Source organism: Variovorax sp. GW821-FHT09B05 (assembly GCF_059418265.1).
Genome location: NZ_JBWKPN010000009.1, coordinates 136,957 through 162,448, shown reverse-complemented (window position 1 = coordinate 162,448; position 25,492 = coordinate 136,957). Strand labels below are relative to the sequence as shown.

At 69.6% G+C, this 25,492-nt stretch carries 20 protein-coding genes; 3 read left to right on the top strand and 17 right to left on the bottom strand.

Annotated features, from left to right (window positions below; genetic code table 11):
• Positions 1-371 precede the first annotated feature (371 nt).
• The 4 genes from AC07RM_RS23490 to AC07RM_RS23475 all read right to left on the bottom strand — a co-directional run bounded on the left by AC07RM_RS23490 (position 372) and on the right by AC07RM_RS23475 (position 3,024).
• A complete protein-coding gene (locus AC07RM_RS23490; protein ID WP_495336073.1) occupies positions 372-1,364 on the bottom strand; it encodes a FecR family protein in 993 nt (330 codons plus the stop codon).
• A gap of 72 nt (positions 1,365-1,436) precedes the next feature.
• Positions 1,437-1,964 carry an RNA polymerase sigma factor gene (locus AC07RM_RS23485; RefSeq protein WP_495336072.1) on the bottom strand — a complete coding sequence of 176 codons (528 nt, stop codon included), beginning with the start codon at positions 1,962-1,964 and terminating at the stop codon, positions 1,437-1,439.
• Positions 1,965-1,967: 3 nt separating this feature from the next.
• Positions 1,968-2,573 carry an STN domain-containing protein gene (locus tag AC07RM_RS23480; RefSeq protein ID WP_495336071.1) on the bottom strand — a complete coding sequence of 202 codons (606 nt, stop codon included), beginning with the start codon at positions 2,571-2,573 and terminating at the stop codon, positions 1,968-1,970.
• Positions 2,574-2,853: 280 nt separating this feature from the next.
• The gene (locus AC07RM_RS23475) at positions 2,854-3,024 is read right to left on the bottom strand and encodes a hypothetical protein (protein WP_495336070.1); all 171 of its coding nucleotides are present in this window, start codon (positions 3,022-3,024) and stop codon (positions 2,854-2,856) included.
• Positions 3,025-3,060: 36 nt separating this feature from the next.
• Between AC07RM_RS23475 and AC07RM_RS23470 the strand changes: the two genes are divergently transcribed.
• Both AC07RM_RS23470 and AC07RM_RS23465 read left to right on the top strand, forming a co-directional pair.
• A complete protein-coding gene (locus AC07RM_RS23470; protein WP_495336069.1) occupies positions 3,061-3,684 on the top strand; it encodes a TetR/AcrR family transcriptional regulator in 624 nt (207 codons plus the stop codon).
• Positions 3,685-3,771: 87 nt separating this feature from the next.
• A complete protein-coding gene (locus tag AC07RM_RS23465; protein WP_495336068.1) occupies positions 3,772-4,971 on the top strand; it encodes an MFS transporter in 1,200 nt (399 codons plus the stop codon).
• Between the two features lie 44 nt (positions 4,972-5,015).
• Here AC07RM_RS23465 and AC07RM_RS23460 read toward each other — a convergent pair whose 3' ends face one another.
• The 10 genes from AC07RM_RS23460 to AC07RM_RS23415 form a co-directional block, all read right to left on the bottom strand.
• Positions 5,016-7,148: a tripartite tricarboxylate transporter substrate-binding protein gene (locus tag AC07RM_RS23460; protein WP_495336067.1), complete on the bottom strand. Its 2,133-nt coding sequence runs from the start codon at positions 7,146-7,148 to the stop codon at positions 5,016-5,018.
• A gap of 191 nt (positions 7,149-7,339) precedes the next feature.
• Positions 7,340-8,086 carry an ABC transporter permease gene (locus AC07RM_RS23455; protein ID WP_495336066.1) on the bottom strand — a complete coding sequence of 249 codons (747 nt, stop codon included), beginning with the start codon at positions 8,084-8,086 and terminating at the stop codon, positions 7,340-7,342.
• A 1-nt stretch (position 8,087) separates the two neighbouring features.
• Entirely contained in the window at positions 8,088-9,350 is a 1,263-nt protein-coding gene (locus AC07RM_RS23450) for an ABC transporter substrate-binding protein (RefSeq protein WP_495336065.1), read from the bottom strand.
• Positions 9,347-10,210, bottom strand: a complete 864-nt coding sequence (locus AC07RM_RS23445) for an ABC transporter ATP-binding protein (protein WP_495336064.1) — start codon at positions 10,208-10,210, stop codon at positions 9,347-9,349. The genes AC07RM_RS23450 and AC07RM_RS23445 overlap by 4 nt, the downstream gene beginning before the upstream one ends.
• Positions 10,207-11,283, bottom strand: a complete 1,077-nt coding sequence (locus AC07RM_RS23440) for an acyl-CoA dehydrogenase family protein (RefSeq protein WP_495336063.1) — start codon at positions 11,281-11,283, stop codon at positions 10,207-10,209. The genes AC07RM_RS23445 and AC07RM_RS23440 overlap by 4 nt, the downstream gene beginning before the upstream one ends.
• Complete coding sequence (locus AC07RM_RS23435) at positions 11,273-11,857, bottom strand: carboxymuconolactone decarboxylase family protein (RefSeq protein WP_495336062.1); 585 nt, start codon at positions 11,855-11,857, stop codon at positions 11,273-11,275. Before AC07RM_RS23435 ends, AC07RM_RS23440 begins: the two co-directional genes overlap by 11 nt.
• Positions 11,858-11,918: 61 nt before the next feature.
• Entirely contained in the window at positions 11,919-12,947 is a 1,029-nt protein-coding gene (locus AC07RM_RS23430; protein ID WP_495336061.1) for a cupin domain-containing protein, read from the bottom strand.
• 57 nt (positions 12,948-13,004) lie between these two features.
• Entirely contained in the window at positions 13,005-14,720 is a 1,716-nt protein-coding gene (locus tag AC07RM_RS23425) for a response regulator (RefSeq protein WP_495336060.1), read from the bottom strand.
• A gap of 10 nt (positions 14,721-14,730) precedes the next feature.
• Positions 14,731-16,227: an ATPase domain-containing protein gene (locus tag AC07RM_RS23420; protein ID WP_093345336.1), complete on the bottom strand. Its 1,497-nt coding sequence runs from the start codon at positions 16,225-16,227 to the stop codon at positions 14,731-14,733.
• 208 nt (positions 16,228-16,435) lie between these two features.
• A complete protein-coding gene (locus tag AC07RM_RS23415) occupies positions 16,436-17,215 on the bottom strand; it encodes a sulfite exporter TauE/SafE family protein (RefSeq protein WP_495336059.1) in 780 nt (259 codons plus the stop codon).
• 628 nt (positions 17,216-17,843) lie between these two features.
• Between AC07RM_RS23415 and AC07RM_RS23410 the strand changes: the two genes are divergently transcribed.
• Positions 17,844-18,614 carry a winged helix-turn-helix domain-containing protein gene (locus AC07RM_RS23410; RefSeq protein WP_495336058.1) on the top strand — a complete coding sequence of 257 codons (771 nt, stop codon included), beginning with the start codon at positions 17,844-17,846 and terminating at the stop codon, positions 18,612-18,614.
• Positions 18,615-18,627: 13 nt separating this feature from the next.
• On the opposite strand, the gene AC07RM_RS23405 is transcribed toward AC07RM_RS23410, so the two are convergent.
• The 3 genes from AC07RM_RS23405 to AC07RM_RS23395 all read right to left on the bottom strand — a co-directional run bounded on the left by AC07RM_RS23405 (position 18,628) and on the right by AC07RM_RS23395 (position 25,385).
• Positions 18,628-19,053 carry an ANTAR domain-containing protein gene (locus AC07RM_RS23405; RefSeq protein WP_296783808.1) on the bottom strand — a complete coding sequence of 142 codons (426 nt, stop codon included), beginning with the start codon at positions 19,051-19,053 and terminating at the stop codon, positions 18,628-18,630.
• Between the two features lie 69 nt (positions 19,054-19,122).
• Complete coding sequence (locus AC07RM_RS23400; RefSeq protein ID WP_495336057.1) at positions 19,123-19,998, bottom strand: OmpA family protein; 876 nt, start codon at positions 19,996-19,998, stop codon at positions 19,123-19,125.
• A gap of 17 nt (positions 19,999-20,015) precedes the next feature.
• On the bottom strand, positions 20,016-25,385 hold the full coding sequence (locus AC07RM_RS23395) for a YadA-like family protein (protein ID WP_495336056.1): 5,370 nt from the start codon (positions 25,383-25,385) through the stop codon (positions 20,016-20,018).
• Positions 25,386-25,492: the final 107 nt, after the last annotated feature.

The following is a 25,492-nucleotide window of genomic DNA, read 5'->3' as shown; positions in this document are numbered from 1 at the left end:
TTCCCGCCGAAGTAAGGACTGTGCCGAAGGGGCTGCTCGCGTCGCGCAGGCAAGCCGCATTCAAGAAGCCCCTGCGATGGCGATCAAGAGCCAACGCGCTAGGAGCCGTCAGTTCCTTGACGGGACGGAAACGTCGAATTCCAGAAGAATATTTTTGGACTCGTTGCGGGCACGCGCTCGCCGCTGCGGCCTCCATCTGAAAAGTCCTTGCAGATCAACGGCGGGGACGCGCTGCACCTCGGCAAAGTCACGAAAGCTTCACAGTGGCTGCGCACGACAACCATGAGAAGCTTCGACAACGCCACCGATCATTCGACGTGGACCCGACGCGACGTCGAGACAGAGTCACCACCCGCCCCCGGGACCTGCCCCTAGCTCAGGACCAGCACACCGGCGGGGAGCGACCGGGCGTTCAAGCCGAAGGAACGCTGCATCTGGAGCAATGCCAGATCGAGACGGTCGAGCCTGAAGGTCGCGGTGACCGTTTTCTCCCGCAGCGAATCCGCCATCAGCACCACACGCCCGGGGCGGTAGCGATTGATCTCATCCAGCACCGCGGACAAGGGGACCTGCTTGAACACGAGTTCACCGCGCCGCCAGGCAGAAGCCACCTTGGGGTCGACGGTGGCGATGCCGCTGATCGAGTGATCGCGGTAGACCGCTTGCTGGCGTGCCAGCAGCAGACGGTCGCCGGCCGGATGCTCGATGCGTACGCGCCCCGCCAGGCAGGTAACGCACACCCGTCCTTCCAGGCGGCTGATCTCGAAGCGAGCCGATTCGGCAATGCTGCGACCGGCGCCAGCCACGACGCTGAAGTCGCGCGCACTGGCCAGCATCTCGATCGCCGCTTCGCCGTTCAGCAATTCCAGCCCCACGGTCTGGCCGTCCGAGGTCAACCGTCGGACGCTGGTCCGGGTGTTCAAGGTCACGCCGATCTGATCGGACAACGCGATCGCACGCTGCTCGCCGGCGACCGTGCGCCAGTCCGCATTCCATTCATTGGCCGCGGGCCACAACCCCAAGGGCGAATAGACCGCCACCCCCGCGACACCAGCCACGGCTGCCGCTCCGGCCGCGCCCAGGAAGGCCCGGCGGCTCGCCTCGGGCGTGCGCAGGGTTTCGCGGTGAAGGTTCGCCGCTTCGGCGTCGCTGCGCACCAGACCGTTCAGCGCGGGTTGAAGCACTCGCCACTGCTGCCGGGCCTCGATGAACGCCGCTTGATGCAAGGGACTTGCGTCACGCCAGCGCCGGAACGCCTGTGCCTCCCATTGCGTCGCGGCGCCCGAATGCAACTTGCGCACCCAGGCGCGCGCGTCTTCGCGCAGGGTCTCGGGCAGCTTCAGTGGTTGAGGGTGCGTCGTCATGATGGTCTCAGGGGGCCCGTACCTTGTAGACGGTTGCGGACGCCGCAATCCTCAAACTGTTTCTTCGTGCCGTCATGAGAACCCGCCGGATTTCGGTTCCAGTCGCGAGAACAGAAAATCCTGCGCGGCTTTCAGTTCGTACTCGACGGTCCGTACGGGAATACCGAGCCGCTTGGCCACGTCCCGCTGGGACCAGCCCTCCAGCCGAATCAGCAGCAGGATTTCGCGGCGGCGCGGCGGCAAGCGCGACAGAAGGTCATCCAGCGCCTCCAGCTGCGAACGGGCTTCGGCCACCTCGGCGGGACCGGGCGCCGGGTCCGGCAGTTCGTTCATCAGCGCCTCGATGTCGTCGGACAGCAAGACCTGGCTCTGCGCGCGCCGCACATCGATGGCCAGGTTGACCGCCATGCGCAGCAGGTACGCCTGGGGCGTGGCAATGGGCCCCGGAATGGACTGGCTGCGCTGCAGCTTCAGCCAAGTCTCGTGCAAGGCGTCTTCCGCCAGTTCGGCATTCCCCAGCCGCAGGGCCAAGCGTTGCTTGAGCTGATCGTAGCGTTGAACCAGGAAGCTGCGCAGCAGCGGGATGACGTTCTCCGTCATGCGTCAGTGCACCGTGGCGCAGCGGGGTCCGGGCAATACGTCGTGCGGGAGGATGGCGAGCGTGAGCGGCAGAGCCAGGTCCGCTGGTGGTGGGCCGTCCATCTTCAGATTCGCCAATGCCGCGAGCATGGCCGCATCCCGCCCAGGATCCCCCGAAGACGAAACCAGGCTGGCCTGGCTGATGTGGCCCGACGCGGCCACCCGCAGTTGCAGGATCGAGCGGTAGTGGCCCGGGGCAGTGCGGAGATCGGCACACAATGCCTCCCAGACACGGGCCTGAACCAGGGCGTCGTACCGGCGTTGCGAACCGGCAGCCGATGCCACCGCGGGCGCCCCTGCGACGCGCTTAAGTATGAAGGCACCGGAAAGCTGGGTGTCCACGTCATCCGCAGTGAAGCCTGTGCCGGCCAGCAAGATCCGCAAGGCTGCATGCGAGGTATAGCGCCCTCGCACCGGTGCGGAAGTTCGCCCGGCCACCCATTCGTCGATGAACATCACCGATCGCCCCGACACCGTGGCGTATTGCGCCAAGGCAGTCACCAATGGCTGCGCCGGCACATCGAAGTCCAGCATCTGCGATTCGGACGAAGCGCCAGTGGCGATATCCACCGACTGCGCGTCAGTGCCCGCGGCGACCGCCTTCGCTGTCGATATCCAGGCGATGCAGACGCAAACTGCGGTACACGTCAGGCCGGAGGCAACGGCTCGCACGAGCCTGTCGTCCTTGCCCCGGCCAGAGCCCCGTACGACAACTCGCCCACAACCACCATGCACGGAAGCCGACAAGGAAGAAGAGGATCGTATCGGCAAGCTTGTGGACGGCATTTCAACTACTGCGAGGATCACATTCGCGAATGACGGTCTCGTGACCACCGGCATGGCAGCCCCCTCACCCATGCGTCCACCGCGCATGCAGCCAGCGCGCGAATCCATCGAGCTGATACCCCAGCGTCCCGATCGGCACGATCCAGTTGATGCCGATGGCCAGCCGGATGCCCGCGAGCAGGTCTAGGGAGCGCAGTTCAGCGGCCGGGAAAGCCTCGCCTTTGCCGGTCCGCATAATAGGGATCGATCATTCCCTATATACTCGCCGCCCATGCCCTCCTCCCCTTCGATCCAGGTCAACACCACGCGGGGCCGCGGCCGCCCACGCGAGTTCGACATGGACGAGGCGCTCGACAAGGCCGTGCTGGTCTTCCGCGAACGCGGCTACCACGGCACCTCGATCACCGACCTGACATCCGCGATGGCGCTGACCTCGGGCAGCGTCTACAAGGCCTTCAAGGACAAGCGCGGCATCTTTCTCGCGGCCTTCGACCGCTACAAGGAGAGGCGCGATCCGCTGATCCGGGCCCAGGTCGAGCGCGGCGCCACGGGCCGCGAGCGGCTGTTCAACGTGCTCGGCTTCTTCGCGGGCTCGTCGCATGGCGTCGAGGGCGAGCGCGGCTGCCTGGTGGTCGGCACGGCCACCGAACTGGCCACGCTCGACGACGAGGTCGCGCAGCGCGTCAAGCGCTCGCTCGACCGGAACGAGGCGCTGCTCGAGGAACTGATCCGGCAGGGCAAGGACGACGGCTCGATCGCCACCGCCCTCGACGACAGGACCGCCGCGCGCCTCGTGCTGTGCGTCCTTCAGGGCATGCGCGTGGTCGGCACCACGGGCCGCAGCAAGAAGGAGATGCTGGCGGTCGCCGAGGCCGCGATGCACATCTTCGACTGACCTTCGACCGATCTTTTTTTTGCCAATTTGGGACATGAACATTTCCTTATTTGGCGTTTTCCTTTCTTCCACGCTCTCACGCTCCCCATGACGACCTCCACGAACACGGCGACGCCACGCGCCACCGCCGCGCAACCCCATGCCTGGCTGGTGCCGCTGGTGGCCACGGCCTGCGGCCTGGCCGCGGCCAACCTCTACTACGCGCAGCCACTGGCCGGACTGATCAGCGCCGCGCTCGGGCTGTCGCCCGCCGCCACCGGCCTGATCGTCACGCTGACGCAGCTTGGCTACGGACTGGGCCTGCTGTTCATCGTCCCGCTCGGCGACCTGGTCGAGAACCGGCTGCTGGTGCTGGTCCTGCTGTGCATCGATGCGTTGTCGCTGCTGGCCGCGGGGCTGTCCACCCATCCGCTGCCCTTCCTGGCGGCGGCGCTGTTCATCGGGCTCGGCACCGTGGCGGTCCAGGTGCTGGTGCCCTACGTCACCCACCTGGTGCCCGAGGCCCGGCGCGGGCGTGCCGTCGGCAGCGTGATGAGCGGGCTGATGCTGGGCATCATGGGGGCGCGGCCGGCGGCGAGCTTCGTCGCGCAGCTGTCGTCATGGCACCTGGTGTTCGTGCTGTCCTCGGCGCTGATGCTGGTGCTGGCCCTGGTCCTCGCGCTGGCGCTGCCGACGCGCACGCCGTCGCACCGGCTGCGCTACGGCGAGTTGCTCGCATCGATGGTGCGGCTCGCGCGCACCACGCGGGTCCTGCAGCGGCGCGCGCTCTATCACGCCTTCCTGTTCGCATCGTTCAGCCTGTTCTGGACCGTCACGCCGCTGCTGCTGGCGAGCAGCGCCTACGGGCTGTCGCAGGCCGAGATCGCCCTCTTCGCGCTGGTGGGCGTGGCGGGCGCCGTGGCCGCCCCCTTGGTCGGCCGTGCCGCCGACCGCGGCTGGAGCCGCGGCGCGACCATCGGCGCCATGCTCGCGGTGGCGGGCAGCTTCCTGATGGCCCACTTCACCCATGGCGGATCGCCGCTGTCGCTGGGCCTGCTGGTGGTCGCGGCGGTGGTGCTGGACTTCGGCGTGGCGGCCAACATGACCCTGGGGCAGCGCGCGATCTTCGGCCTCGGTGCCGAACTGCGCTCGCGGCTCAACGGGCTCTACATGGCGACCTTTTTCCTCGGTGGTGCGGTGGGGTCGGCACTCGGTGCCTGGGCCTATGCGAAGGGCGGATGGCCGCTGGCGTCGTGGATCGGGTTCGCGTTGCCGGCGATGGCGCTGGCGTGGTTCGCGACGGAATGAGCGCGACCGTCGAGGCCGTCACGCCCGAAGACCCGGCAGCGCGATCAACGCCCCGACGAAGAAAGCGCACGCAGCCAGCGTTCGCGCTCTTCGTCTTCCAGCGCCAGCAAGCGCTCGGGTGAACCGCCGCCGCCGACCACCTGAAGGTCTTGCAGCTGCTTTTGCACCTCGGGCCTGGCAAGCACCTGGGCCACGGCTTGCTGCACGATGCGATTGGACGCGGCATCCGAATTCGCGGGTGCCCAGAGGCTGAAGTGGTCGTACGTCGCGTAGCCGCTCAAGGGCGCGCTCGAGGCCAGCGTCGGCCACGACACACCGTCGAAGCTTTGCGGGCGCGCCGGGTCGGCGGTGGTGCCCAGCACGCGCAACTGGCCGCGTCGTACGGCGACCGCCACGCCGTTCACGGGCGCGAACAGCAGGTCCACCGCATGCTCCTTCGTGACGACGTCGGAGTCGGGATACATGCCCTTGAAGACCACGCGTTGCACATCGACGCCACTCAGCGCGCGGAACTGGCCGAAGGCGAGGTGGCCGGTCCAGCCGTCTTCGCCCGTGCCGATGCGCAGGCTGCCGGGGTGGGCCCGCGCGTAGGCGAGCAGGTCGTCCGTGTCGTGAATGCCCAGCGTGTCGGCCCTCGTGCTGTCGATGGCCAGCACCAGCGGCTGCGACGCCAGCAGCGTGACGGGACGAAGGGCCTGCATCAGCGCATCGATCGGCGGGCCCTGGTGCACGCCCTCGATCCCTCCGCGCGGCAGCCTCAGTGCCGCGAGCAGGATCTTCTCGTTGCCGCCCTCCGTCATCAGCCGGCGGTAGTCGGCCTCGGTGGCTTGCGGCACGTGATCGACCTGCACGCCGCGTCCCAGCAGCCGGGGCAGGTGGCTCGCCAGCATCCCGGCATAGTGGCTGCTGCGGCCACCGGGTGGAAACGGCACGGTCACGTGCAGCGTGGGCTGCGGCACGGCGGCCAGCCATTGCCCCGCATCGTCGAGCAGGCCGTAGCGTATCTCCCATGCGCGGGCGGTGGACGCGTTGCGCACCAGGGCTTCGGCCACCCAATGGCGGCCCATGCGGTGGAACTGCCGGATGATCGGCCGCTCGTCCTGCCACCCGGGCGGCCGCCAGTCCTGGGGGAACGCGCCCGCGACGACGGCATAGCCATGACGGAACGCTCGCGCCTCCTGGAACTGCGGCGCGATCGCCCATTGGCCCTGCGCGTTCCGGTAGCCCCATCGGCCGGTGTCCGCATCCTTGGCGGGCCGCAGTGCGGCGTCGGTGTTGCTGCCGTGCAGCCGTTGCCAGCGGCACGCGTGCGGCGTGCTGGCGTTGCGCTGGCGATCGAGTCCGACGGCGGTGCACAGCCGGATGCGCCGCTGGGCCGTCGCGTCGGGCAGCCCGCCGAAGATGAACGGGATCACCATCCTGCCTCGCGCGTCGATGAGGCCCGAGCCAGTGGAGCCGGGTGCCGGCCTCTGCCGCTGGTAGTCCATCCATTGCGCCGTGGTGATGTCACGCGGCGGCGGCGGCGTGCGCCACTGCCCCGCGGCATCGCGCAAGCCGGGCTGTGCGTAGACCGTGTCCACCTGCAGGTCGGAAGCCGCTGGCCTGGATTCGTCGGGCATCAGGTAGGACAGGGCGGCGGGGGAGTCGATGGATGTCGTGTCCTTGCCATCGCAATGCACGGGCGGCACGGCCCACTGCCCTTGCGCATCGATGCGCCCGATGCCTACGGTGGTCCGTTGACCGCCGCCGGGCTTTTGCTCCACCAGCCACGCCTTGAGCGTCGGCTGGAGTGCGCCGTCGATGCCGATGATGCCGATGCGCTCCAGCCACGCGACCTGCCAGCGGCCATCGCAGAAGCTGCGCGCCGTCGGTGACAGGAAAAGCACTCGCCCGTCGAGGGCGTCGAACAGCGCGGGCGCGCGCTCGCTGTTCCTGCCCGGATTCAGGCTCAGCCAACGCGCCTTCTCGATCAGGTCCGGGGCGATGCCGATGGTGAAAGTGAAGATGTCTTCCCAGGGCGGTGCTGATGCATTCACCGGCCGCAATTGCCAGGTTGGCTGCATCGGCACAGTGCCCGGGTCGGCCTGCAGATCCTGGTAGGTCGGCGGCGCCGCGTTGGCCGAGCCGAGGGCGATGCAAAGCCACAGCAGGATTGCGAAGAGAGGCAGGCGCTTCATGAAGCTCGCCTGGTCGTGGCAGACAGGGGGATCGGTCTTTCGCTCATGGCTTCCGGTTCTTTTGCCGGTTGATTCTGCTTAAAAAACCAATGTATTCAACGCTTTGTATGAAGTCCTTGCGTCATTCAGAAGGCTGAATTTTCCAGTTCGCTTTCCTGTTCGGTTGCCCCTGCCTGCCGCACGCGCTCCCCTCACCCATGCAGCCACCGCGCATGCAGCCACCGCGCCAACCCATCGAGCAGATACCCCAGCGCCCCGATCAGCACGATCACCGCCATCAGCTCCGAATAGGCGAGCCGGTCGCGCGTGTCGAGGATGAAGTACCCGAGCCCGGCCGACACGCCGAGCATCTCGGCCGGCACCAGCACGATCCAGATGATGCCGATGGCGAGCCGCACGCCCGTGAGCAGGTGCGCGGTGATGCCCGGCAGGATCACGCGCAGCACGGTCTCGCGGCGCGTGGCCGACAGGCTGCGCGCGAGCGTGAGCCAGTGCGGATCGAGTTGCGCCACGCCGGCCGCGGTGTTGAGCAGGATCGGCCACACGGCCGCGAAGGCCAGCAGGAAATACACCGGCAGGTCGCCCACGCCGAGCACCATCACGGCGATCGGCATCCACGACAGCGGCGAGATCATGCGCAAGAACTGGAACACCGGCGTGCTGGCCTGCGCGAAGCCGCGCCACAGCCCGGTGAGCACGCCCAGCGGCACGCCGAACACGATCGCCAGCGCCAGGCCGACGGCCACGCGCTGCAGGCTCAGCAGCGCGTGCTGCCAGATGTCGGGGCCGGAGACGAGGCGCGCGAGCGCCAGCGCCGACGGCCAGGGCGCGAAGGCCGCGGCGATGGGCGTGCGCTGCGCGAGCCAGGCGCTGCCGGCCCACCACAGCACGAGCGCCAGCGCGAGGCCGGCCAGCGGCAGTCCGAGGCGGCGACCCACGTCAGACCGCGATGGTCTCGCGCCGCTGGTAGTCCGGCGCCACGCCGAACACCTGCGGCCCGCCCACGGCCTCGATCGCCTTGCGCACGAAGCGGTCGTCGACCAGGTCGCGCGCCACGAACTTCGGATCGAGCGCGCGCAGGAAGGCGTTCTCGCCCTCGACCCGGGTGCCCTGCACGGCGCGCACCAGTTGCTCGGTGTAGGAGGCGAAGGGATAGGGCTGGAAATCGATGCGCCGCTGGCTCCAGCCCTTGTGACGCACCACGCCGCTGGCCTCGTAGCTCGCGTAGTCGGTGGCGGCCAGCACCTTGGCCAGGGTCTGCGGCGGATGCGGCGTGTAGCGCCGCTCGCCGGCATTCGACAGCAGCCGCGCCGCGTCGAGCCGGTTGTCGCGCGTCCACAGCTGGGCCTTGACGATCGCGTGGGTCACGCGCTGCGCCCACTCGGGCTTCTCGGCGATGTCGCGCTCGGCCAGGAAGGTGACGCAGCAGGCGTGGTCCTTCCAGACGTCGCCCGAGAAGCGCAGCACCTTGCCGACGCCCGCGATCTCGGCCGCCGCGTTGAAGGGCTCGGCCACGATGAAGCCCGCGATGGAACGCGCGGCCAGGGCCGACACCATCTCGGCCGGCGCCAGCACCACGAGGTTGACCTCCTTCGGGCCCACGCCGCCGCCGGCGCCCGCGCCCTTGGTGACGGCGCTGAGGCCCTCGGCACGCAACATGTCCTGCAGCAGCACGTTGTGGATCGAATACCAGAACGGCACAGCCACGGTCTTGCCGCCGAGGTCGGAGAGCTTGCCGATCTCGGGCAGCACGGTGAGTGCCGAGCCGTTGATGTGGTTCCAGGCCGCGATCTTGGCCGGGAACTTCGAGCCGTAGCGCACCCACAGCGTGGCCGGCGTGAGCAGGTGGATCACGTTGACCTGGCCCGCGACGAAGGCCTCGACGATCTGCGCCCACGAACGGAACATGCGCGGCGCCTCGGCACGCAGCCCCTCCTTGTCGAACAGCCCGCGCGCATGCGCGATCAAGAGCGGCGTGGCATCGGTGATCGGCAAATAGCCGATCTTCACGGGCTGGTCGTCGCCCTTGAAGCCTTGGGCCATCGCATCGCCGGCCGAGAGAAAAGGCGCCGCCACCGCCGCGCCGGCCAGAGCCGACAGCCGCAGCATGTCGCGCCGCGTGAGGCCGCAGTCGCAGGCGGACGAGGCGCAGACATGGGTGGCGCGCAGCGCGGCGCCGTGGGCGGGATTCGGGTCGGTCATTCGACGGGCTTTCTTTCTGGCATGCCGGGTGGCGATTCGATGGAGGAATGACGGCGCGTGGCCTGCAGCGCGGCGAGGATGTCGAGCCGCAGCGCGGTGAAGGCGGCGCCATCGCTGCGCGGGCGCGGCATGTCGACGCGCCATTCGCGCACGATGCGGCCCGGCCGCTCGCCCATCAGCAGGATGCGGTCACCGACGAGGATGGCCTCGTCGATGTCGTGCGTGACCAGCAACGCGGCGGTGCGCCAGCGGTGCACCACATCGACCAGCAGTTCCTGCATCTCGGTGCGGGTGATGGCGTCGAGCGCCGAGAAGGGTTCGTCGGCCAGCAGCAGCACCGGCTCGCGCGCGAGCGCCCGGGCCAGCGCCACGCGCTGTGCCATGCCGCCCGACAACTGCGACGGATAGAGCCCGCCCTGCCCCGCGAGCCCCACGGCCGCGAGCGCGTCGTGCACGCGGCGCGCGCGCAGCTCGCGTTCGAGCTTCGGCTGGCGCGTGAAGTCGAGCCCGAAGCCCACGTTGCGCGCCGCATCGAGCCATGGCAGCAGGCCCGGCTGCTGGAACACCAGCGCCGCGCGCGGATGCGGTGCGCTCGAGGCCTCGCCGAGAAAACGGATCTCGCCCTCGGCATGCCCGACGCCGGGCACCTCGAGCCGCGCGAGTTGGCGCAGCAAGGTGGACTTGCCACAGCCGCTGCCGCCGAGCAGGCAGACGATCTCGCGCGGCGCCACCGCGAGCGACACGCCGCTGAACACCGGCCTTGCCGCATCGAAGCCGAAGGCCAGATCGCGCGCCTCGAGCACCGGGTGCGGCGCGTTCGCGGCATCGTCGAGGCCGATCTCGGCAGCCAGGGCGCTCACGATGCGGACTGCGCCGCGCGGCGCGCGAGTTCGCCACGCAGTTGCACCACGCTCGGCGTCACGATCGGCACGAACGCCACCTCGCGCCAGTGCCGCGCCAGGCTCAGCGGCTGGTCGCGGTGGTAGCCGCGGCCGCCGCTGGCCTGCAGCTCGAGCTGCACCGCGGCCTGCGCGATGTCGGCCAGCGCGAGCCGGGCGCGGAACAGCGCCTCGGGCTGGGTGCGGAAGCGGCCATCGGCGATGCCCGCGTAGAGCCCATCGACCGTGGCATCGAGCGCTTGCCGCTGCTCGACGAGCGATGCGTCGAGCACCGCGCGCCCGGCACCGCCGATCTGCGCCGCGGTCGCGAGCGCGGCGCGCGCGAGCCCGATCGACAGCCCGCATTGCAGGCCGAGGAACTCGGGCCGCGCCGTCGGCAGGAAGCGGTTGGCCTCGTCGTGGATCAATTCGTCGGCCGCGAGCCGCGCGCCTTCGATGCGCAGCGAGGCGGTGTTGCTGCCGCGCAGCGCGATCAGGTCGAGATCGGCGCTGCGCTCCACGCCCGCCTGCCCGCCCTGCAGCGCAGCCACGAGAGGCGCGCCGCCATCGGCACGCTGCACCACCACCGCGGCCACGAAGCCCTGCGGCCGCAGGTTGGTGCACCACGGCACGCTGCCGTCGAGCCGCCAGCCGGGCGCGCCCTCCTGCCGCGTGGCCGTGATCTGCAGCGCCTCGATGCCGCCGAGGAACTTCATCGCGTTCGACAGCCCCGAGGCACCGGCCAGCGAGCCGTCGAGCAGCGCGGGCAGCCAGCGCTCGCGCAGCGCCTGGTTGGGCGACTGCAGCAGGTATTCGATGAAGACGCGCTGGCCCCAGAAGGTGAAGGCGGCCGCGAGCGAATGGCCGGCCACCGCGGCGATGGCCTCGATGGCATCGCGCACGTCGCCGCCCTGACCGCCGATCACACGCGGCACGCCGAGCCCGAACAGCTGCGCGCCCGCGAGCCGCGGCAGCACCGCGTGCGCCTGTGCGCTGTCGCTGTCGAGCGCCTCGGCCTGCGCGTCGAGCCAGTGCCGGTCGGCCTCAGCCAGCATGGGCGGGCGCTGCGTCGGCGCGCAGGTTCTCGGGCAGGTAGGGCTGCAGTTGCAGGTTGACCGCGCTGCCGGCCAGGCTGTTGGCGAAGTTGCACAGCGTGGCCAGGCTCACGCCGAGCACCACCTCGAGCACCTGACGCTCGGAGAAGCCCACGCCGCGGAAGGCCGCGAGCGCCTCGTCGCTCACCTTGCCGCGGCTCGCGATCACGGCCTCGGTGAAGGCGCGCACCGCATCGAGCCGCGCCTCGCCCGTGGCCTCGCCGCGCTGCAGCGCCACCACGGCCGAGGCCGGCAATTTGGCCTGCTTGAGCGCCGCGGCCGAATGGCCAGCCACGCAGAAGTCGCAGCCGTGGATGCGCGCGGCCGTGATCTGCAGCACCTCGCGCTCGGCCAGCGTGAGTTCGCCGCGCGCGGTGGTCTGGGCCACGCTGAGGTAGGTCTCGAGCGCCTGCGGCGAATTGGCGAGGATGCCGATCAGGTTCGGCAGGAAGCCGTTGTTGGCGGCGGCGCGCGCCACCAGCGCACGGCTGGCTTCGGGCGCGGAGGTCTCGGTGTGCAGGGTCAGGCGTGTCATGTCGGTGCGGCTCGTGTAGTGCGGAAACTGGCACCGATTCTTCGCGGCGCGCCCGCGGGCATCAATGACCGGGCGTCTCGGATCTGTGCCGGTTCGTCTCGCCCGCGGTCACGCCGGCGGCCTCGCTGCGGTCGAGCCGGCGCGCGCGCTGCCAGGCGCCCGGCTGCTCGCCGATCACGCGCTTGAAGGTGCGCGAGAACGCGGCATAGGAGTCGTAGCCCACGGCCTCGGCGGCCTGCGCGATCGACTCGCCCTGCGTCAGCTTGCGCGCCGCGATCTGCATGCGCAGCAGTTGCAGGAACTGCAGCGGCGACTGGCCGCAGGCCTCGCCGAACTGGCGGAAGAAGGCCGCGCGCGAGAGATGCACGCGCTGCGCCATGTCGGCCACGCTCCAGGGCCGCTCGGGCGACTGCAGCAGCGCCGCCAGCAAGGGCGCGAAGCCGCGCCGGCGCAGCAGGCCCCAGAAGCCGCGCGCGTTCGCGTCGCTGCGCGCCACGTGGCGCAGGCCATAGAAGAACAGCAGGCCGGCCAGCCGGTCCATCAGCACCGAGGGCTCGGTGCCGGCGCGCAGCGCCTCGCTGCGCATCAGGTCGAACAGGGTGGCGGCCGAAGCCATCGCGAGGTCGTCGGCGCGCAGCACCAGGCAGTCGGGAAAGGACTGCGCGACCAGGTCGCGCAACGGCCCGTCGAACGAGAAGAAGCCGCAGGCCAGTGCCGTTTCGCCGAGCGCGGGGCTGGCCGACAGCGGCTGCATCGCGCGCGACGCGCAGTCGATGCCGGGGTCGGCATAGGGCGAGAGGAAATGCGGCACGTCGCGCATCAGGAACACGCCGTCGCGCGGCGACAGCGCCACCGATTCGAGCCCCGGCCGGTGCAGCCAGCAGCGGCCCTCGAGGATCAGGTGGAAGCTCGCGCGCGCACGGCCCGCCGTCGAGGCGCGCCAGCGGCCGCAGTACTGGCCCACGTGGAACAGCGTGGCGTTCCACTCGAGGCTGCCGAGCAGCCAGTCGGCCACCCGGTCGGCCTGGGCATCGAACCCGGCATCGGCCGACGGGCTGGCTGCGTCGGGAATGACGGTGAGGGAAGGCATGGGCCCCGCAGTGTGGCCTAGACCCCGCGCGGCGCCAAAGAACGAATCGCTGTGAGCTTATGACCCGGAAACGATCCGTTCGCGCTCGTCCGCGGCCTGCGCCGTCGTCCGCGCACGGCCGAGCTCCGCGCTCACGGCGCCGCTGAGCGTCTCGAGGTCGAAGGGCTTGCGCAGCACGGAGTGCGAACCGACCACCTTCTGCACCTCCGCCATGTCGGCATAGCCGGTCGCGACCAGCACGGGCATCTGCGGATAGAGCCGGCGCGCGGCGGCCGCGAGCTCGGCGCCGTTCATGCCCGGCATCAGGTAGTCGACCATCAGCAGGTCGGGCCGGCGGCGCTGCAGCTCCTGCAGGCCGCTGTGGCCGTCGCTGGCCTCGCGCACGGTGTACTGCAGCAGGCGCAGGCCTTCGGCGATGCCCTGGCGGACCTCGGCATCGTCCTCCACCACCAGCACCTCGCTGCGCGGGTCCTGCCGTGCGGGCGCGGTGCCTTCGCGCTCGCGCGGCAATGCGGTGTCATCCGCCTGCTCGGGCTGCGACAGCGGAAAGCGCAAGGTCACGGTCGCGCCCTCGCCCGGCGTGCTGCGGATCTCGGCCTGTCCGCCCGACTGGCTGGCGAAGCCGTAGACCTGGCTCAGCCCCAGCCCCGTGCCATGGCCGTTGGCCTTGGTGGTGAAGAAAGGATCGAATACCTTCGACAGCACCGCGCTGGGTATGCCGCTGCCGGTGTCCTCCACGCTCACCAGCACCTGCGGCGAACCGTCGGGCGCGCTCGCCAATGCCGTGCGGATGGTCAGCTGCCCGCCTTCGGGCATCGCGTCGCGCGAATTGACCGACATGTTCAGCAGCGCCATCTCGAGCTGCGCGCCATCGAGCATCACCCAGAGTTCGCTGGGCCAGAGATCGAATGCCACCCGAACCTTCGAGCCGACCGAGACCTCGATGAGCTCGCGCAGATTGGTGACCAGCGCATTCACGCCATGCAGCCGCGGCACCAGGCTGCGCGCCCGCGCAAACGACAGCAGCTGCCCGGTCAGGCGCGAACCGCGCGCCACGGACTCCTTCGCGCGGCGCGCGTAGTCGGTCAGCTTGCCCTCGGGCGCCAGCCGCGCGATGAACTCCAGGTTGAGGTTGACCACGTGCAGCAGGTTGTTGAAGTCGTGCGCGATGCCGCCCGTGAGCCGGCCGATGGCCTCGAGCTTCTGGCCCTGCACCACGTTGGCCTGCAGCCGTTCGCGCTCGGCGATCTCGCGCATCAGCCAGTCGTTGGCGCCCGCGAGCTCGGCCGTGCGGGTGGCGATGCGCCCTTCGAGCTCGGCATTGAGCCGCTCGACCGTGGCCTTGGCCGCCTCGATATCGTTCAGGTGGCGGCGCGTCGCGTACTGCCGCTGGCGCGCGCGCAGGGCGGAACGCGCGGCGCTCGCGAGCGTCTCGGGATTGAGCGGCCGCTCGAGCAGCACCGAGTTGCCCAGCTGCTGCAGCGAGGCCTGCGCGCTGGCCGAACGCCGCCCCGACTGGCGCATCGCCAGCACCACGAAGGGCAGGTCGGACCAGGCCGGCTGCTTCGCCAGGCAGGCGCCGAGCGCGCCGTCGAAGCCGTCCGCCAGCGACTCCTCGGTCACGATCGCGGCCGCGGCCGCGGTCTCCAGTTCCGCCAGCAGCGACGACGCGTCGGGGCAGACCAGGCATTCGATGGCCTGGCCTTCGAGCACGGCCCGGATCACCTGCGCATCCCGGCCGCGCGGCGCGAGGATCAGGATGCGGTTTTCCACACCGGCCCTTTCATGGGGTCGGCGTGGCGATATCGCTATCGCCCAGCAACGGCTGCGTGCCCGTGTAGCGGGCCGCGCCCGACAGCACCCCCTGGAAGTCGCTCAGCGCCTTGCCGACCTCGACCCCGTGCGGTCCCAGGCGGAACTCGCGGATCGATTGCTCGTGCGCGTTGGTGCGGCTCTTGATCACCGAGATCGCCTTCAGCAGGTTGCCGCGCGCCTCGAAGTACCTGAAGTTCAGCATCGCATCGCTCAGGTAGCTCAGGTCCACGTCGGCGCGCATCTCGCCCACGGTGCCATGCAGCGACAGGATCAGCAGCGTGGTGAGCCCGCGCAGGTTCAGGTAGGCCAGCAGCTCGTGCATCTGCAGTATCAGGTACTTGCCGCCGGGCATGGCGTGCAGATAGGCATTGAGGCTGTCGATCACCACCATCTGCACGCCGTCCTGCTCCACCGCCATGCGCACCGAATGCGCGAACTGGCCCGGCGAGACCTCGGCCGGGTCCAGCGTGCGGATCGTGATGTGGCCCGAGCTCATGTAGGGCTCGACATCGAGCCCCAGCGCCCGCGAGCGCTGCCGCAGCGTGCCCAGGCCCTCGTCGAACAGGTAGTAGGCGACCTTCGCACCGCGCCGCGCGGCGGCCACGGCGCAGCTGATCGCGGTGGTGGTCTTGCCCACGCCCGCCGGCCCGGCCAGCAGCAGGCTGCTGCCGGGCGTCAGGCCGCCGCCGAGCAAAGCGTCGAGCGCCGGGGTGCCGGTCGAGACCAGCCGCTCGTCGATCTTCTGCTCGTGCTCGCTGGCCACCAGCCGCGGAAATACCTGCAGGCCGCCGCGGTCGAGGTTGAAGTCGTGCTCGCCGCTGCGGAACTTCACGCCGCGCAGCTTCACCACGCGCAGCCGTCGCTTGTCGGCGCCATAGTCGTTGGTGTTCTGCTCCAGGTGCAGCACGCCGTGCGCGATGCTGTGCAGGTGCTGGTCGCCATCGCCGCCCGAGCGGTCGTCGAGCATCAGCACCGTGCAGCCGCGCTGCGCGAAGAAGCGCTTGAGCGCGAGGATCTGGCGCCGGTAGCGCAGCGCGCTCTGGGCCAGCAGCCGCATCTCCGACAGGCTGTCGAAGACCACGCGCTGCGGCTTCTGCTCGTTGACCAGGCGCATCACGTCGCGCGTGGTCTCGCCGAGTTCGAACTCCGAGGGATGCAGCACGGTCTGCTCGGCCTCCTCGCTGAGCCCCTCGTCGCTCACCAGGTCGTAGACCTCGATGCCGTCGAGCGACCAGCCATGCGAAGCCGCGACCTGGGTCAGTTCCTCGGAGGTTTCGGACAAGGTGACGTAGAGCCCGCGCTCGCCCGCGGCGCGACCGGCCTGCAGGAACTGCAGCGCGAGCGTGGTCTTGCCCGTGCCCGGCGTGCCCTCGACCAGATAGAGGTGCTGCGCGGGCAACCCGCCGCCCAGGATGTCGTCGAGGCCGGGAATTCCCGTGGAGGTGAGGGATGACGAGGATGGCATGACAGCGAGGGCGGTTTTTTTTGGAAGGAACACACGCCCGGGGCGACCGGAGCCTGTCTTCGTGCAACGCGAACGACCTGGGGAGGTTCTGGCCGGATTTTCCAATGCGCCATGCGCCGCGACAGGGGCGGTTCGGGCACTTCGCGTGTAAGCCGCCGCCTCGTGAAGGCCCCGCGCGGCGGCGCCATGCCACCGCGATCGGTGGCGCTCAGCCGTGCGCGATCGCGGCCCAGGCCGCGGCGAACAGCGTCGAACCCGCGGCAGCCAGCAGTCCGCCCACCAGCCATTTGAGCGTGCGCGGCTGCAGCCGGTTGGGCAGCCGGTGGTGCAGCCGCGTGGCCGCATAGACCACCGGCATCGCGCAGGCCGCGAGCAGCGCGGCATGCCACGAGAAGTGCCCGGTCGGCACCACGATCACGAGCCGCACCAGCGAGTTGAACGCGAACATCAGCAGCAGCGCGCGCCGCACCAGCTCGCGGTCCAGCGGCTGCCGGTACATGTGGAACACGATCGGCGGCCCCGAGCTCGAGAACAGCCCCCCGAGCACGCCCGACAGGCAGCCGACGATGGCGAAGCTCTTGCGCCCCGAGATCGCGGGCAGCGGCTTCGCCTGCAACACCAGCAGCACCGCGCAGCCAAGGATCGACACCCCCAGCAGCGCGCGCAGCCAGTCGACCGCGCTGCCGCTGAGCCAGGTCAGCAGCATCAGACCGACGATCACGCCCACCGTGCTGCCATTGAGCGCCGGCTTCATCAGTTGCCAGGGCACCGGGCCGGGCCGGGCGCGGAAGTAGGTCCAGGCATTGATCAGGCTCAGCACCGTGGCCGCGTTGGCCGCGTCGCTGACGCTCGCGATATGCAACACCGAGACCAGGCCGAGGAGGATCAGGCTGAAGGCGAAGCCGGTGAGGTTCTGGGCGTAGGTGGCGAGGGCGACGCAGGCCATGAAGGCCAGCACCGGGCTGGCGCCGGAGAGAAGGTCTTGCACGGGGCGGGCTTCAGCGGCGCGGGGCGTTCAGCGCTGCTGCGCCGACAAAGCCGTTGCGAGGCCGCGGGAGCGAGAGGCGATGCGTGGGAAGCGATCCGGCTGGATCGGAAACGAACGGGGACACGGGCGAAGGCATGGGGAAGCGGGGGAGGCGCGATCGCGAGAGGAGGCGCCTGCATTTCGAGGGGGATGTCAGGGGCGACATCGGCCGTGAATTATAAGTAGGCCACCAGCGAGGGCCCGGGCCGCCGGGACACGCGCGGCCCGAACGCCTCATAGGAAAGGCGGTCTCGAGCCCGCGGTTCCCGCCATCACCGAACCAGATCACGGCCCCGATCAAGGGTCGGCCGGGCAGAAAACCCGCGCCAAAGATCACACTTTTTTCCGGAGATCGCAGCGCATCCTGACCAATTGTCGCGGCACGCAAGCAGCCTTCCCGCTCCCTCGCCACCATCCAGGACTCGAGCGCAAGGCATGCCGCCAGCGACAACCAGAAACCCCGACCATGGCCCTTGCCGCGAGAGCACCGGATGCGGACACCGTGATGCCGGGAGCCTGGCGGCATGCCATTGCGCCTTCACGGTTGGAGCTCCCGGCACCCGCGCACAGGCATGTCAGCAAGATGGAAATGAAAACGCCCTCCCTCGACAGGACCGATGGGGCAGGCGGGGCGCACGTGGCATTGATCGACGATCGGCACGGCGACGGCGGCCGCCTGCTCGGCCAGTTGCGGCGCATGGGCCACGACGCCGTCGCGTTCGCGGGACCGACGAGCTTCCTGGCCGCGCTTAGTGCCGGCGAGCACTTCGACCTGCTGCTCGTGGCGGTGGAAGACGAACTGACGCGCCGCAGCCTGTTCGCCGTCTGCCGCACGCTGGAACTGCCCACGCTGCTCGTGGTGCGCACGCGGCAGTGGGCGCAGCTCGCCTCCTGGCACGGCGCGCCGGGCTGGGACGACCTGATCGAGTTCGACGAGGTCCCGAGCGAGAGCGCGACGACGGAACTCGAATGGCGCCTGCGGGCGCTGCTGTCGAAGCAGCGGCCGCCCCGCAACGCGCCGGCCGCCACCTCGGGTTTCGGCGCCTGGGGCGACTACCGTTTTCTCGGCACGGCCAGCACGGTGCTGCACCGCCATCGCAGCATCCGGCTGCAGCCGCGCCAGTACGCCTTCGCGCTGACCCTGTTCCGCCACCTCGGCCAGGTGGTCACGCGCGAATGGCTCTGGCAATCGGTCTGGCAGACGCCCACGCCGCGCGCCGGGGCGCGCGTGCTCGACGTCTGCGCCACCAACGTGCGCAGCCGGCTCGACCTGCGCGCCGAGAACGGCTTCGTGCTGCGCGCGGTGTACGGCCAGGGCTACCAGATCGTCGCGGTGCCGGCCGAGCCCGCGCAGCCATAGCGGCCGCCTTGCTTCAGGCCCGTGCGCGCAGCGTTCCGCGGCCCCAGGCCGCCAGCGTCTCCAGCCAGGCCAGCAGCTGCGCGTCCTCGACCGGCGAGCACAGCAGCTGGAACGACCGGCCCGCGCGCAGGGCGGTCGGCACGGCATCGACGGCCTGCAGCTCGCTGCGGTGCGTCACGTACACCAGCGGCAGCGCACGGCCGGCCGCGGCCTCGAGGTCGGGCACGCGCGACAGCGTCCGCCGCGCATCGGCATGCAGGCCCACGACCACGCCGTCGAACTTCTGCCGGGCATCGAAGGCACCGACGAGGTCGGCGAGATGCACGAAGGGCACGACATCGGCCCCGAGCGCGGTGAGCGAATTGGCGGTGCAGGCACGCTGCAGCGCATCGGCGTCGACCAGCGCGATCCGCAGCCCGAGCTGGACGCGCTTGCCCATCGAAACACCGCCGTGCGTCGCGCCGCGATGCGGGCTGGCCAGGGGGCGGCTCGGCGCCGCGCGCATGGCCTACTGCTCCCCCGCCACGTCGATCTCGACCCGCCGGTTGGGCTGCAGGCATTGCAGCAGCGCCGGCGATGCGCGCGTGCCCTCGCAGTCGCTGACCACGGGCTGGCGCTTGCCCATGCCGGCGGTCCGGATCAGCTTGCGCTCGATGCCCTGCTGCACGAGCAGGTCGCGCACGGTGTTCGCGCGCGCCAGCGACAGGGCCTCGTTGTAGGCATCGCCGCCGAGCCGGTCGGTGTGACCGGTCACGATGACGTAGTGCAGCGCGCGGAAGCCGTGGCGCAGCTCGCCGGCCAGGCGCTCCACCCGTGCACGGCCCTCGGGCAGCAGGTCGGTGGCCGCGGCGCCGTCGAAGCGGAACAGGCCGTCGGCGCTGAGCGTGAGCTTCTGCGGCGGCGCGAGCCTGGTGCTGGCGGGAATCGGCGTGACCGCGGGCGGCTGCGCGAGCAGCGCGCACTCGGGGTTCTTCCACCATGCGCCGGTCGCCAGGTTGTCGGCATTGAAGCGCACCATGTACTGGCAGGTGGTGTAGTCGCTGCCCTTGCCGTTGTAGAAGTGGAAGATGTAGTTCCACTCGCGCACGCCCCACAGGCCCTCGCTGAAATGCGGCCAGCCCAGTAGCTCGCGCAGCGGGTCCTTGCCCATGCCGGGGCGCACCCGCTCGAACGCCTTCGGCGCCGGGAACGCGCCCTGCTTCCAGTTGGCCCTGGCCGGATCCGGAAACTCCTCGGGCTTCGGCGGCGCGGGCTGCTCCGCGGCGGCGCGCGCCTGCGCCTCCTTGTCGATCGCCGCACCGGGCGACGCGCAGCCCTGGATCAGCGTCCCCGCGATGACCAGCAGGGCCAGCCCCGCCGCCTGCTTCGTTCGACTCGTGCTCATCGTCCTTCTCCCCGTGCTCAATTGAAGACCCATTCCGCGCCCACCGTGGCCGACGCGCCGGCACGGCTCAGGCCGACGCCGCCGGTCAGGCTCCAGGCGTTGCTCTCGGCCGTGCGGCGGAAGCTCACGCCCATCGCGCTCTCGCCCTTGAAGACGCCATAGCCCATGCGCATCACCGTCTTGCCCGGCACGTAGGAGCCCGGCATCTGCACCGCCATCGCGGCCGCGACGCCGGCGTAGGCATTGCGCGCCACGCTGCGGATCTCGTTGCCCAGCGCATTCGCGCGCATGTCGGTGTAGGCGTTGTTGGCGGCGCTCGACTGGTTGAGCTGCTGCACGTTGACCGCGTCGGTGGGCGCGACGCCCGGCGCCACGTTCTGGATCGTCACCGGCCCGTTGGAGGCGCCGTTGCCCATCGTCACGCTGTTGTAGTTGACGGTGCCGTCGGGGTTGGTGTCGTAGCGCACCGTGCTCTGCTGCACCGCCTGCAGCTGCCGCACGTTGACCGCGTCGGTGGCCTGCGTGCCGCCGGCCACGTTGGTGATCTGGCGTTCGTTGCCGCTCGCGCCGACCGACAGCGCGCCCTGCGCGGAAGCCACGGCCACGCCCGAGAACATCTCGCGCTGGCCGTTCATGCCCGCGCGGTCGGCCACCGCGCCATTGCCCAGCGCCACGCCGTTGCTGCTCGAGGCCAGCGAGTTGCCGCCGAGCGCGAGGCTGCCCGCGCCGATGGCGCGCGCGCCGTTGCCGGTGGCGACCGCGCTGTGGCCCAGTGCCTCGGCGCGCGGGCCGATGGCCACGCTCTCGGCACCGGCGGCGTTCGAGTCCGCCGCCTGCGAGTTGGCATGGAAGTACTTGATGCCCGAGCCGGTCTGGATGTTGTTGATGGCCTGGTTGGTCGCGTAGAGCTGGCTGCCGTTCACCGCGTTGGTGCTGGTGGCGCTGATCTCGCCGGCCGCGACGTTGGTGATCTGGCGCTCCTTGCCTTCCGAGCCCACGCTGACCACGCCCACCGGCTTGGCGCCGGCGAACTTGTAGGTCGTGCCCTGGATCGTCACCTCCTCGGTGGGCCTGGCCTTCGAGGTCGTCGAGTCGTTGCCCAGCGCCACGCTGTTGTCGGTGCTGACCACGGCACCGGTGCCGATCGCCACGCCCCTGTCGGCCTTGACGACCGCGCCCGATCCCACCGCGGTGCCGTCCTTGCCGCTGGACGTCGGCGCCACGTAGGTGGTCGGCGAACCGGTGATCCACTTGTTGCCCGCGCTCGCGGCCTGGCTGGCCACGGCCTGCAACTGCGCCACGTTGACCGCATCGGTGAGCGCCGAGCCCGCGGCCACACCGGTGATCTGGCGCAGCAGGCCGTTGGCCGCATCGCCGACGCCGACGGCGCCCGACGTGGCGGTGGTGGAGGCGATCGCCTTCGATGACGCGGCATCGGCGCCCGGCGGCACATAGCCCGCCGTGCCCGCCGCGCGGTCGGCCGCCGAGAGCGCGCCCAGCGCCACGCCGCCATCGGCGGTCGCGGTGCTGCCCGCCCCCACGGCCACGCTGGCCGTGCCCGCGGCGGTCGAGGCCGCGCCGGCCGCCACGCTACCGTTGCCCAGGGCCCGCGACCAGGCACCGAAGGCGGTGCTGTCGATGCCGCCCGCGGTCGAGAAGTAGCCCACCGCGGTGCCGCGGTCGCCGAGCGCCCAGGCGGCGTTCCCGAGCGCCGTGGCGCTGGCGCCGGTGGCCTGCGCCGCCGTGCCCATGGCCACCGCGTCGTCGCCCGCGGCCTTCGCGTCCTTGCCCGAGGCGATGGCGTCGGCACCGGTCGCGCCGTCGTTCTGCGCGTTGCCGCCGCCGGTCGAGTTCACGCTGTAGTACCTGGTCTTGCTCTTGTCCACCGTGTCGTTGAGCTGGCTCACGTTGACCGCGTCGGTGGCGGCCACGCCCGGCGCGACGTTGGCGATCACCTTGCCGCCGGCATCGATGCCCGAGGTGGTCACGCTCGGACCGCCCGCGATCGTCAGGCCGGTCGATCCGAGCTTGACGTCCGGACCCACGGCCACGCCGGCGTTGTTCATCACCGTGTCGCCCACGGTCACGCTGTGGTTGACCTTGACGTCGTCGGCGAGCTTGAAGTCGAGGTCGGTGCCCGTGCGCTGGATCGCGACGTTGCCGTCGGAGCTGCCGAAGTTCACCTTGCCGCCGGGCGCCACATTGCCGCCCGTGGCTTCGCCGTTGGCGGCCACGTTCCAGCCTGCGCTGGCGGTCTGGTCGACGAGCTTGAGTTGTTCTTCGGTCGCTGCGCGGCCCACGGTCGCGAATGTCGGGTCGGTCAGGGTCTTGTTGCTCAAGCCCTGGATGTCGTTCGTGACACCGCTGAGGTTCACAGTACCGCTGCTCACGCCGCCAGCCGACACCGCCGTCGTGGTGGTCCCATTGTTGACCGTCAGGCCCGTCGTGTTCACGACGCTCTGGCCCACCGTCACGCTGTTGTTGACCTTGACGTCGTCGGCGAGCTTGAAGTCCAGATCGGTGCCCGTGCGCTGGATCGTGACGTTGCCATCCGAGTTGCCGAAGTTCACCTTGCCACCCGGTGCCACGTTGCCGCCCGTGGCTTCGCCATTGGCCGCCACGTTCCAGCCCGCGTTGGCAGTCTGGTCGACGAGCTTGAGTTGCTCTTCCGTTGCAGCACGGCCCACGGTCGCGAATGTCGGATCGGTCAGGGTCTTGTTGCTCAGGCCCTGGATGTCGTTCGTGACACCGCTGAGCTTGACGGTGCCGCTGCTCACGCCACCGGCCGACACGGCTGTCGTGGTGCTCCCGTCGTTCACCGTCAGGCCCGCGTTGTCGACCCGGCTGTTGCCCGTGCTCAGGCTGCCCGCGGCCGTGAGGTTCACGTCCTTGTTGAGCGCCACCTTCACCTGCCCGTCATTGGCCACGCCGTTCTGCGTCACGGTCATGTTGCTGTCGCCATTGAACGTGACCTTGCCGTTCGCGCCGATGTTGGCCGTGGTCGAGCCCGCGCCATTGGCCGTCACGTTCCAGCCTGCGCTGGCGGTCTGGTCGACGAGCTTGAGCTGTTCTTCGGTCGCTGCGCGGCCCACGGTCGCGAATGTCGGATCGGTCAGGGTCTTGTTGCTCAGGCCCTGGATGTCGTTCGTAACGCCGCTGAGGTTCACCGTGCCACTGGTCACGCCGCCCGCCGATACGGCCGTGGTTGTCGCGCCGTTGTTGATGGTCAGGCCCGTCGTGTTCACGACGCTCTGCCCCACCGTCACGCTGTTGTTGACCTTGACGTCGTCGGCCAGCTTGAAGTCGAGATCGGTGCCCGTGCGCTGGATCGCGATGTTGCCATCCGAGTTGCCGAAGTTCACCTTGCCACCCGGTGCCACATTGCCGCCCGTGGCTTCGCCGTTGGCGGCCACGTTCCAGCCTGCGTTGGCGGTCTGGTCGACGAGCTTGAGCTGCTCTTCGGTCGCTGCGCGGCCCACCGTCGCGAATGTCGGGTCAGTCAGGGTCCTGTTGCTCAGGCCCTGGATGTCGTTCGTGACACCGCTGAGGTTCACCGTGCCGCTGGTCACGCCGCCAGCCGACACGGCCGTCGTCGTGGTCCCATTGGCAACCGTCAGGCCCGTCGTGTTCATGACGCTCTGGCCGACCGTCACGCTGTTGTTGACCTTGACGTCATCGGCGAGCTTCACGTCCAGGTTGGTCCCGGTACGGGTGATCGTGACGTTGCCGTCCGAGTTGCTGAAATCGACCTTGCCACCCGGGGCCACATTGCCGCCGGTCGCTTCGCCGTTGGCGGCCACGTTCCAGCCTGCGCTGGCGGTCTGGTCGACCAGCTTGAGCTGCTCTTCCGTTGCGGCACGGCCCACGGTTGCGAACGTCGGATCGGTCAGCGTCTTGTTGCTGAGGCCTTGGACGTCGTTGGTGACCCCACTGAGGTTCACCGTGCCACTGGTCACGCCACCGGCCGACACGGCCGTCGTCGTGGTCCCGTTGTTGACCGTCAACCCCGTGGTGTTGAGCACACTCTGCCCCACCGTCACGCTGTTGTTGACCTTCACGTCGTCCGCGAGCTTCACGTCCAGGTTCGTACCCGTGCGAGTGATCGTGACGTTGCCATCCGAGTTGCTGAAGTCGACCTTGCCGCCCGGCGCGACATTGCCTCCCGTGGCTTCGCCGTTGGCAGCCACATTCCAGCCGGCGCTGGCGGTCTGGTCGACGAGCTTGAGCTGCTCTTCGGTCGCTGCGCGGCCCACGGTCGCGAAGCTCGGATCGGTCAGCGTCTTGTTGCTCAGGCCCTGGATGTCGTTGGTGACGCCGCTGAGGTTCACCGTGCCGCTGGTCACGCCACCGGCCGAGACGGCCGTCGTGGTAGTTCCGTTGTTGACGGTCAGGCCCGTCGTGTTCACGACGCTCTGGCCCACGGTCACACTGTTGTTGACCTTCACGTCATCGGCCAGCTTCACGTCCAGGTTCGTACCCGTGCGCTTGATCGTGACATTGCCATCCGAGTTGCTGAAGTCGACCTTGCCGCCCGGCGCCACATTGCCGCCCGTGGCCTCGCCATTGGCCGCCACGTTCCAGCCCGCGCTGGCCATCTGGTCGACCAGCTTGAGCTGCTCTTCGGTTGCCGCACGGCCCACGGTCGCGAACGTTGGATCGGTCAGCGTCTTGTTGCTGAGGCCTTGGATGTCGTTGGTGACGCCGCTGAGGTTCACCGTGCCGCTGGTCACACCTCCCGCCGAAACCGCCGTTGTCGTGGTTCCGTTGTTGACGGTCAGACCCGTGGTGTTCACGACGCTCTGGCCCACCGTCACGCTGTTGTTGACCTTCACGTCGTCCGCGAGCTTCACATCCAGGTTCGTACCCGTGCGAGTGATCGTGACGTTGCCGTCCGAGTTGCTGAAGTCCACCTTGCCGCCGGGCGCAACGTTCGCGCCTGTGGCTTCTCCGTTGGCTGCCACGTTCCAGCCCGCATTGGCGGTCTGGTCGACGATCTTCAATTGCTCCTCGGTCGCCGCACGGCCGACAGTCGCGAATGTCGGATCGGTCAGGGTCTTGTTGCTGAGGCCTTGGACATCATTGGTGACGCCGCTGAGGTTCACTGTGCCGCTGGTCACTCCACCTGCCGAAACCGCCGTCGTGGTGGTTCCGTTGTTGACCGTCAGCCCTGTCGTGTTCACCACGCTCTGGCCCACCGTCACGCTGTTGTTGACCTTCACATCGTCGGCCAGCTTCAGGTCCAGGTTCGTACCCGTGCGGGTGATCGTGACGTTGCTATCCGAGTTGCTGAAATCCACCTTGCCGCCGGGTGCAACGTTCGCGCCTGTGGCTTCTCCGTTGGCCGCCACGTTCCAGCCCGCATTCGCGGTCTGGTCGACGAGCTTCAATTGCTCTTCGGTCGCCGCACGGCCGACTGTCGCGAATGTCGGATCGGTCAGGGTCTTGTTGCTGAGGCCTTGGACATCATTGGTGACGCCGCTGAGGTTCACTGTGC

Excerpts from the sequence above, each read along its gene's own strand:
- AC07RM_RS23475 (WP_495336070.1), bottom strand. The coding sequence starts at position 3,024 with ATGCGGACCGGCAAAGGCGAGGCTTTCCCGGCCGCTGAACTGCGCTCC.
- AC07RM_RS23485 (WP_495336072.1), bottom strand. The coding sequence starts at position 1,964 with ATGACGGAGAACGTCATCCCGCTGCTGCGCAGCTTCCTGGTTCAACGC.
- AC07RM_RS23410 (WP_495336058.1), top strand. The coding sequence starts at position 17,844 with ATGAAAACGCCCTCCCTCGACAGGACCGATGGGGCAGGCGGGGCGCAC.
- AC07RM_RS23460 (WP_495336067.1), bottom strand. The coding sequence starts at position 7,148 with ATGAAGCGCCTGCCTCTCTTCGCAATCCTGCTGTGGCTTTGCATCGCC.
- AC07RM_RS23420 (WP_093345336.1), bottom strand. The coding sequence starts at position 16,227 with ATGCCATCCTCGTCATCCCTCACCTCCACGGGAATTCCCGGCCTCGAC.
- AC07RM_RS23465 (WP_495336068.1), top strand. The coding sequence starts at position 3,772 with ATGACGACCTCCACGAACACGGCGACGCCACGCGCCACCGCCGCGCAA.
- AC07RM_RS23440 (WP_495336063.1), bottom strand. The coding sequence starts at position 11,283 with ATGCTGGCTGAGGCCGACCGGCACTGGCTCGACGCGCAGGCCGAGGCG.
- AC07RM_RS23435 (WP_495336062.1), bottom strand. The coding sequence starts at position 11,857 with ATGACACGCCTGACCCTGCACACCGAGACCTCCGCGCCCGAAGCCAGC.
- AC07RM_RS23405 (WP_296783808.1), bottom strand. The coding sequence starts at position 19,053 with ATGGGCAAGCGCGTCCAGCTCGGGCTGCGGATCGCGCTGGTCGACGCC.
- AC07RM_RS23490 (WP_495336073.1), bottom strand. The coding sequence starts at position 1,364 with ATGACGACGCACCCTCAACCACTGAAGCTGCCCGAGACCCTGCGCGAA.
- AC07RM_RS23400 (WP_495336057.1), bottom strand. The coding sequence starts at position 19,998 with ATGAGCACGAGTCGAACGAAGCAGGCGGCGGGGCTGGCCCTGCTGGTC.
- AC07RM_RS23450 (WP_495336065.1), bottom strand. The coding sequence starts at position 9,350 with ATGACCGACCCGAATCCCGCCCACGGCGCCGCGCTGCGCGCCACCCAT.
- AC07RM_RS23470 (WP_495336069.1), top strand. The coding sequence starts at position 3,061 with ATGCCCTCCTCCCCTTCGATCCAGGTCAACACCACGCGGGGCCGCGGC.
- AC07RM_RS23430 (WP_495336061.1), bottom strand. The coding sequence starts at position 12,947 with ATGCCTTCCCTCACCGTCATTCCCGACGCAGCCAGCCCGTCGGCCGAT.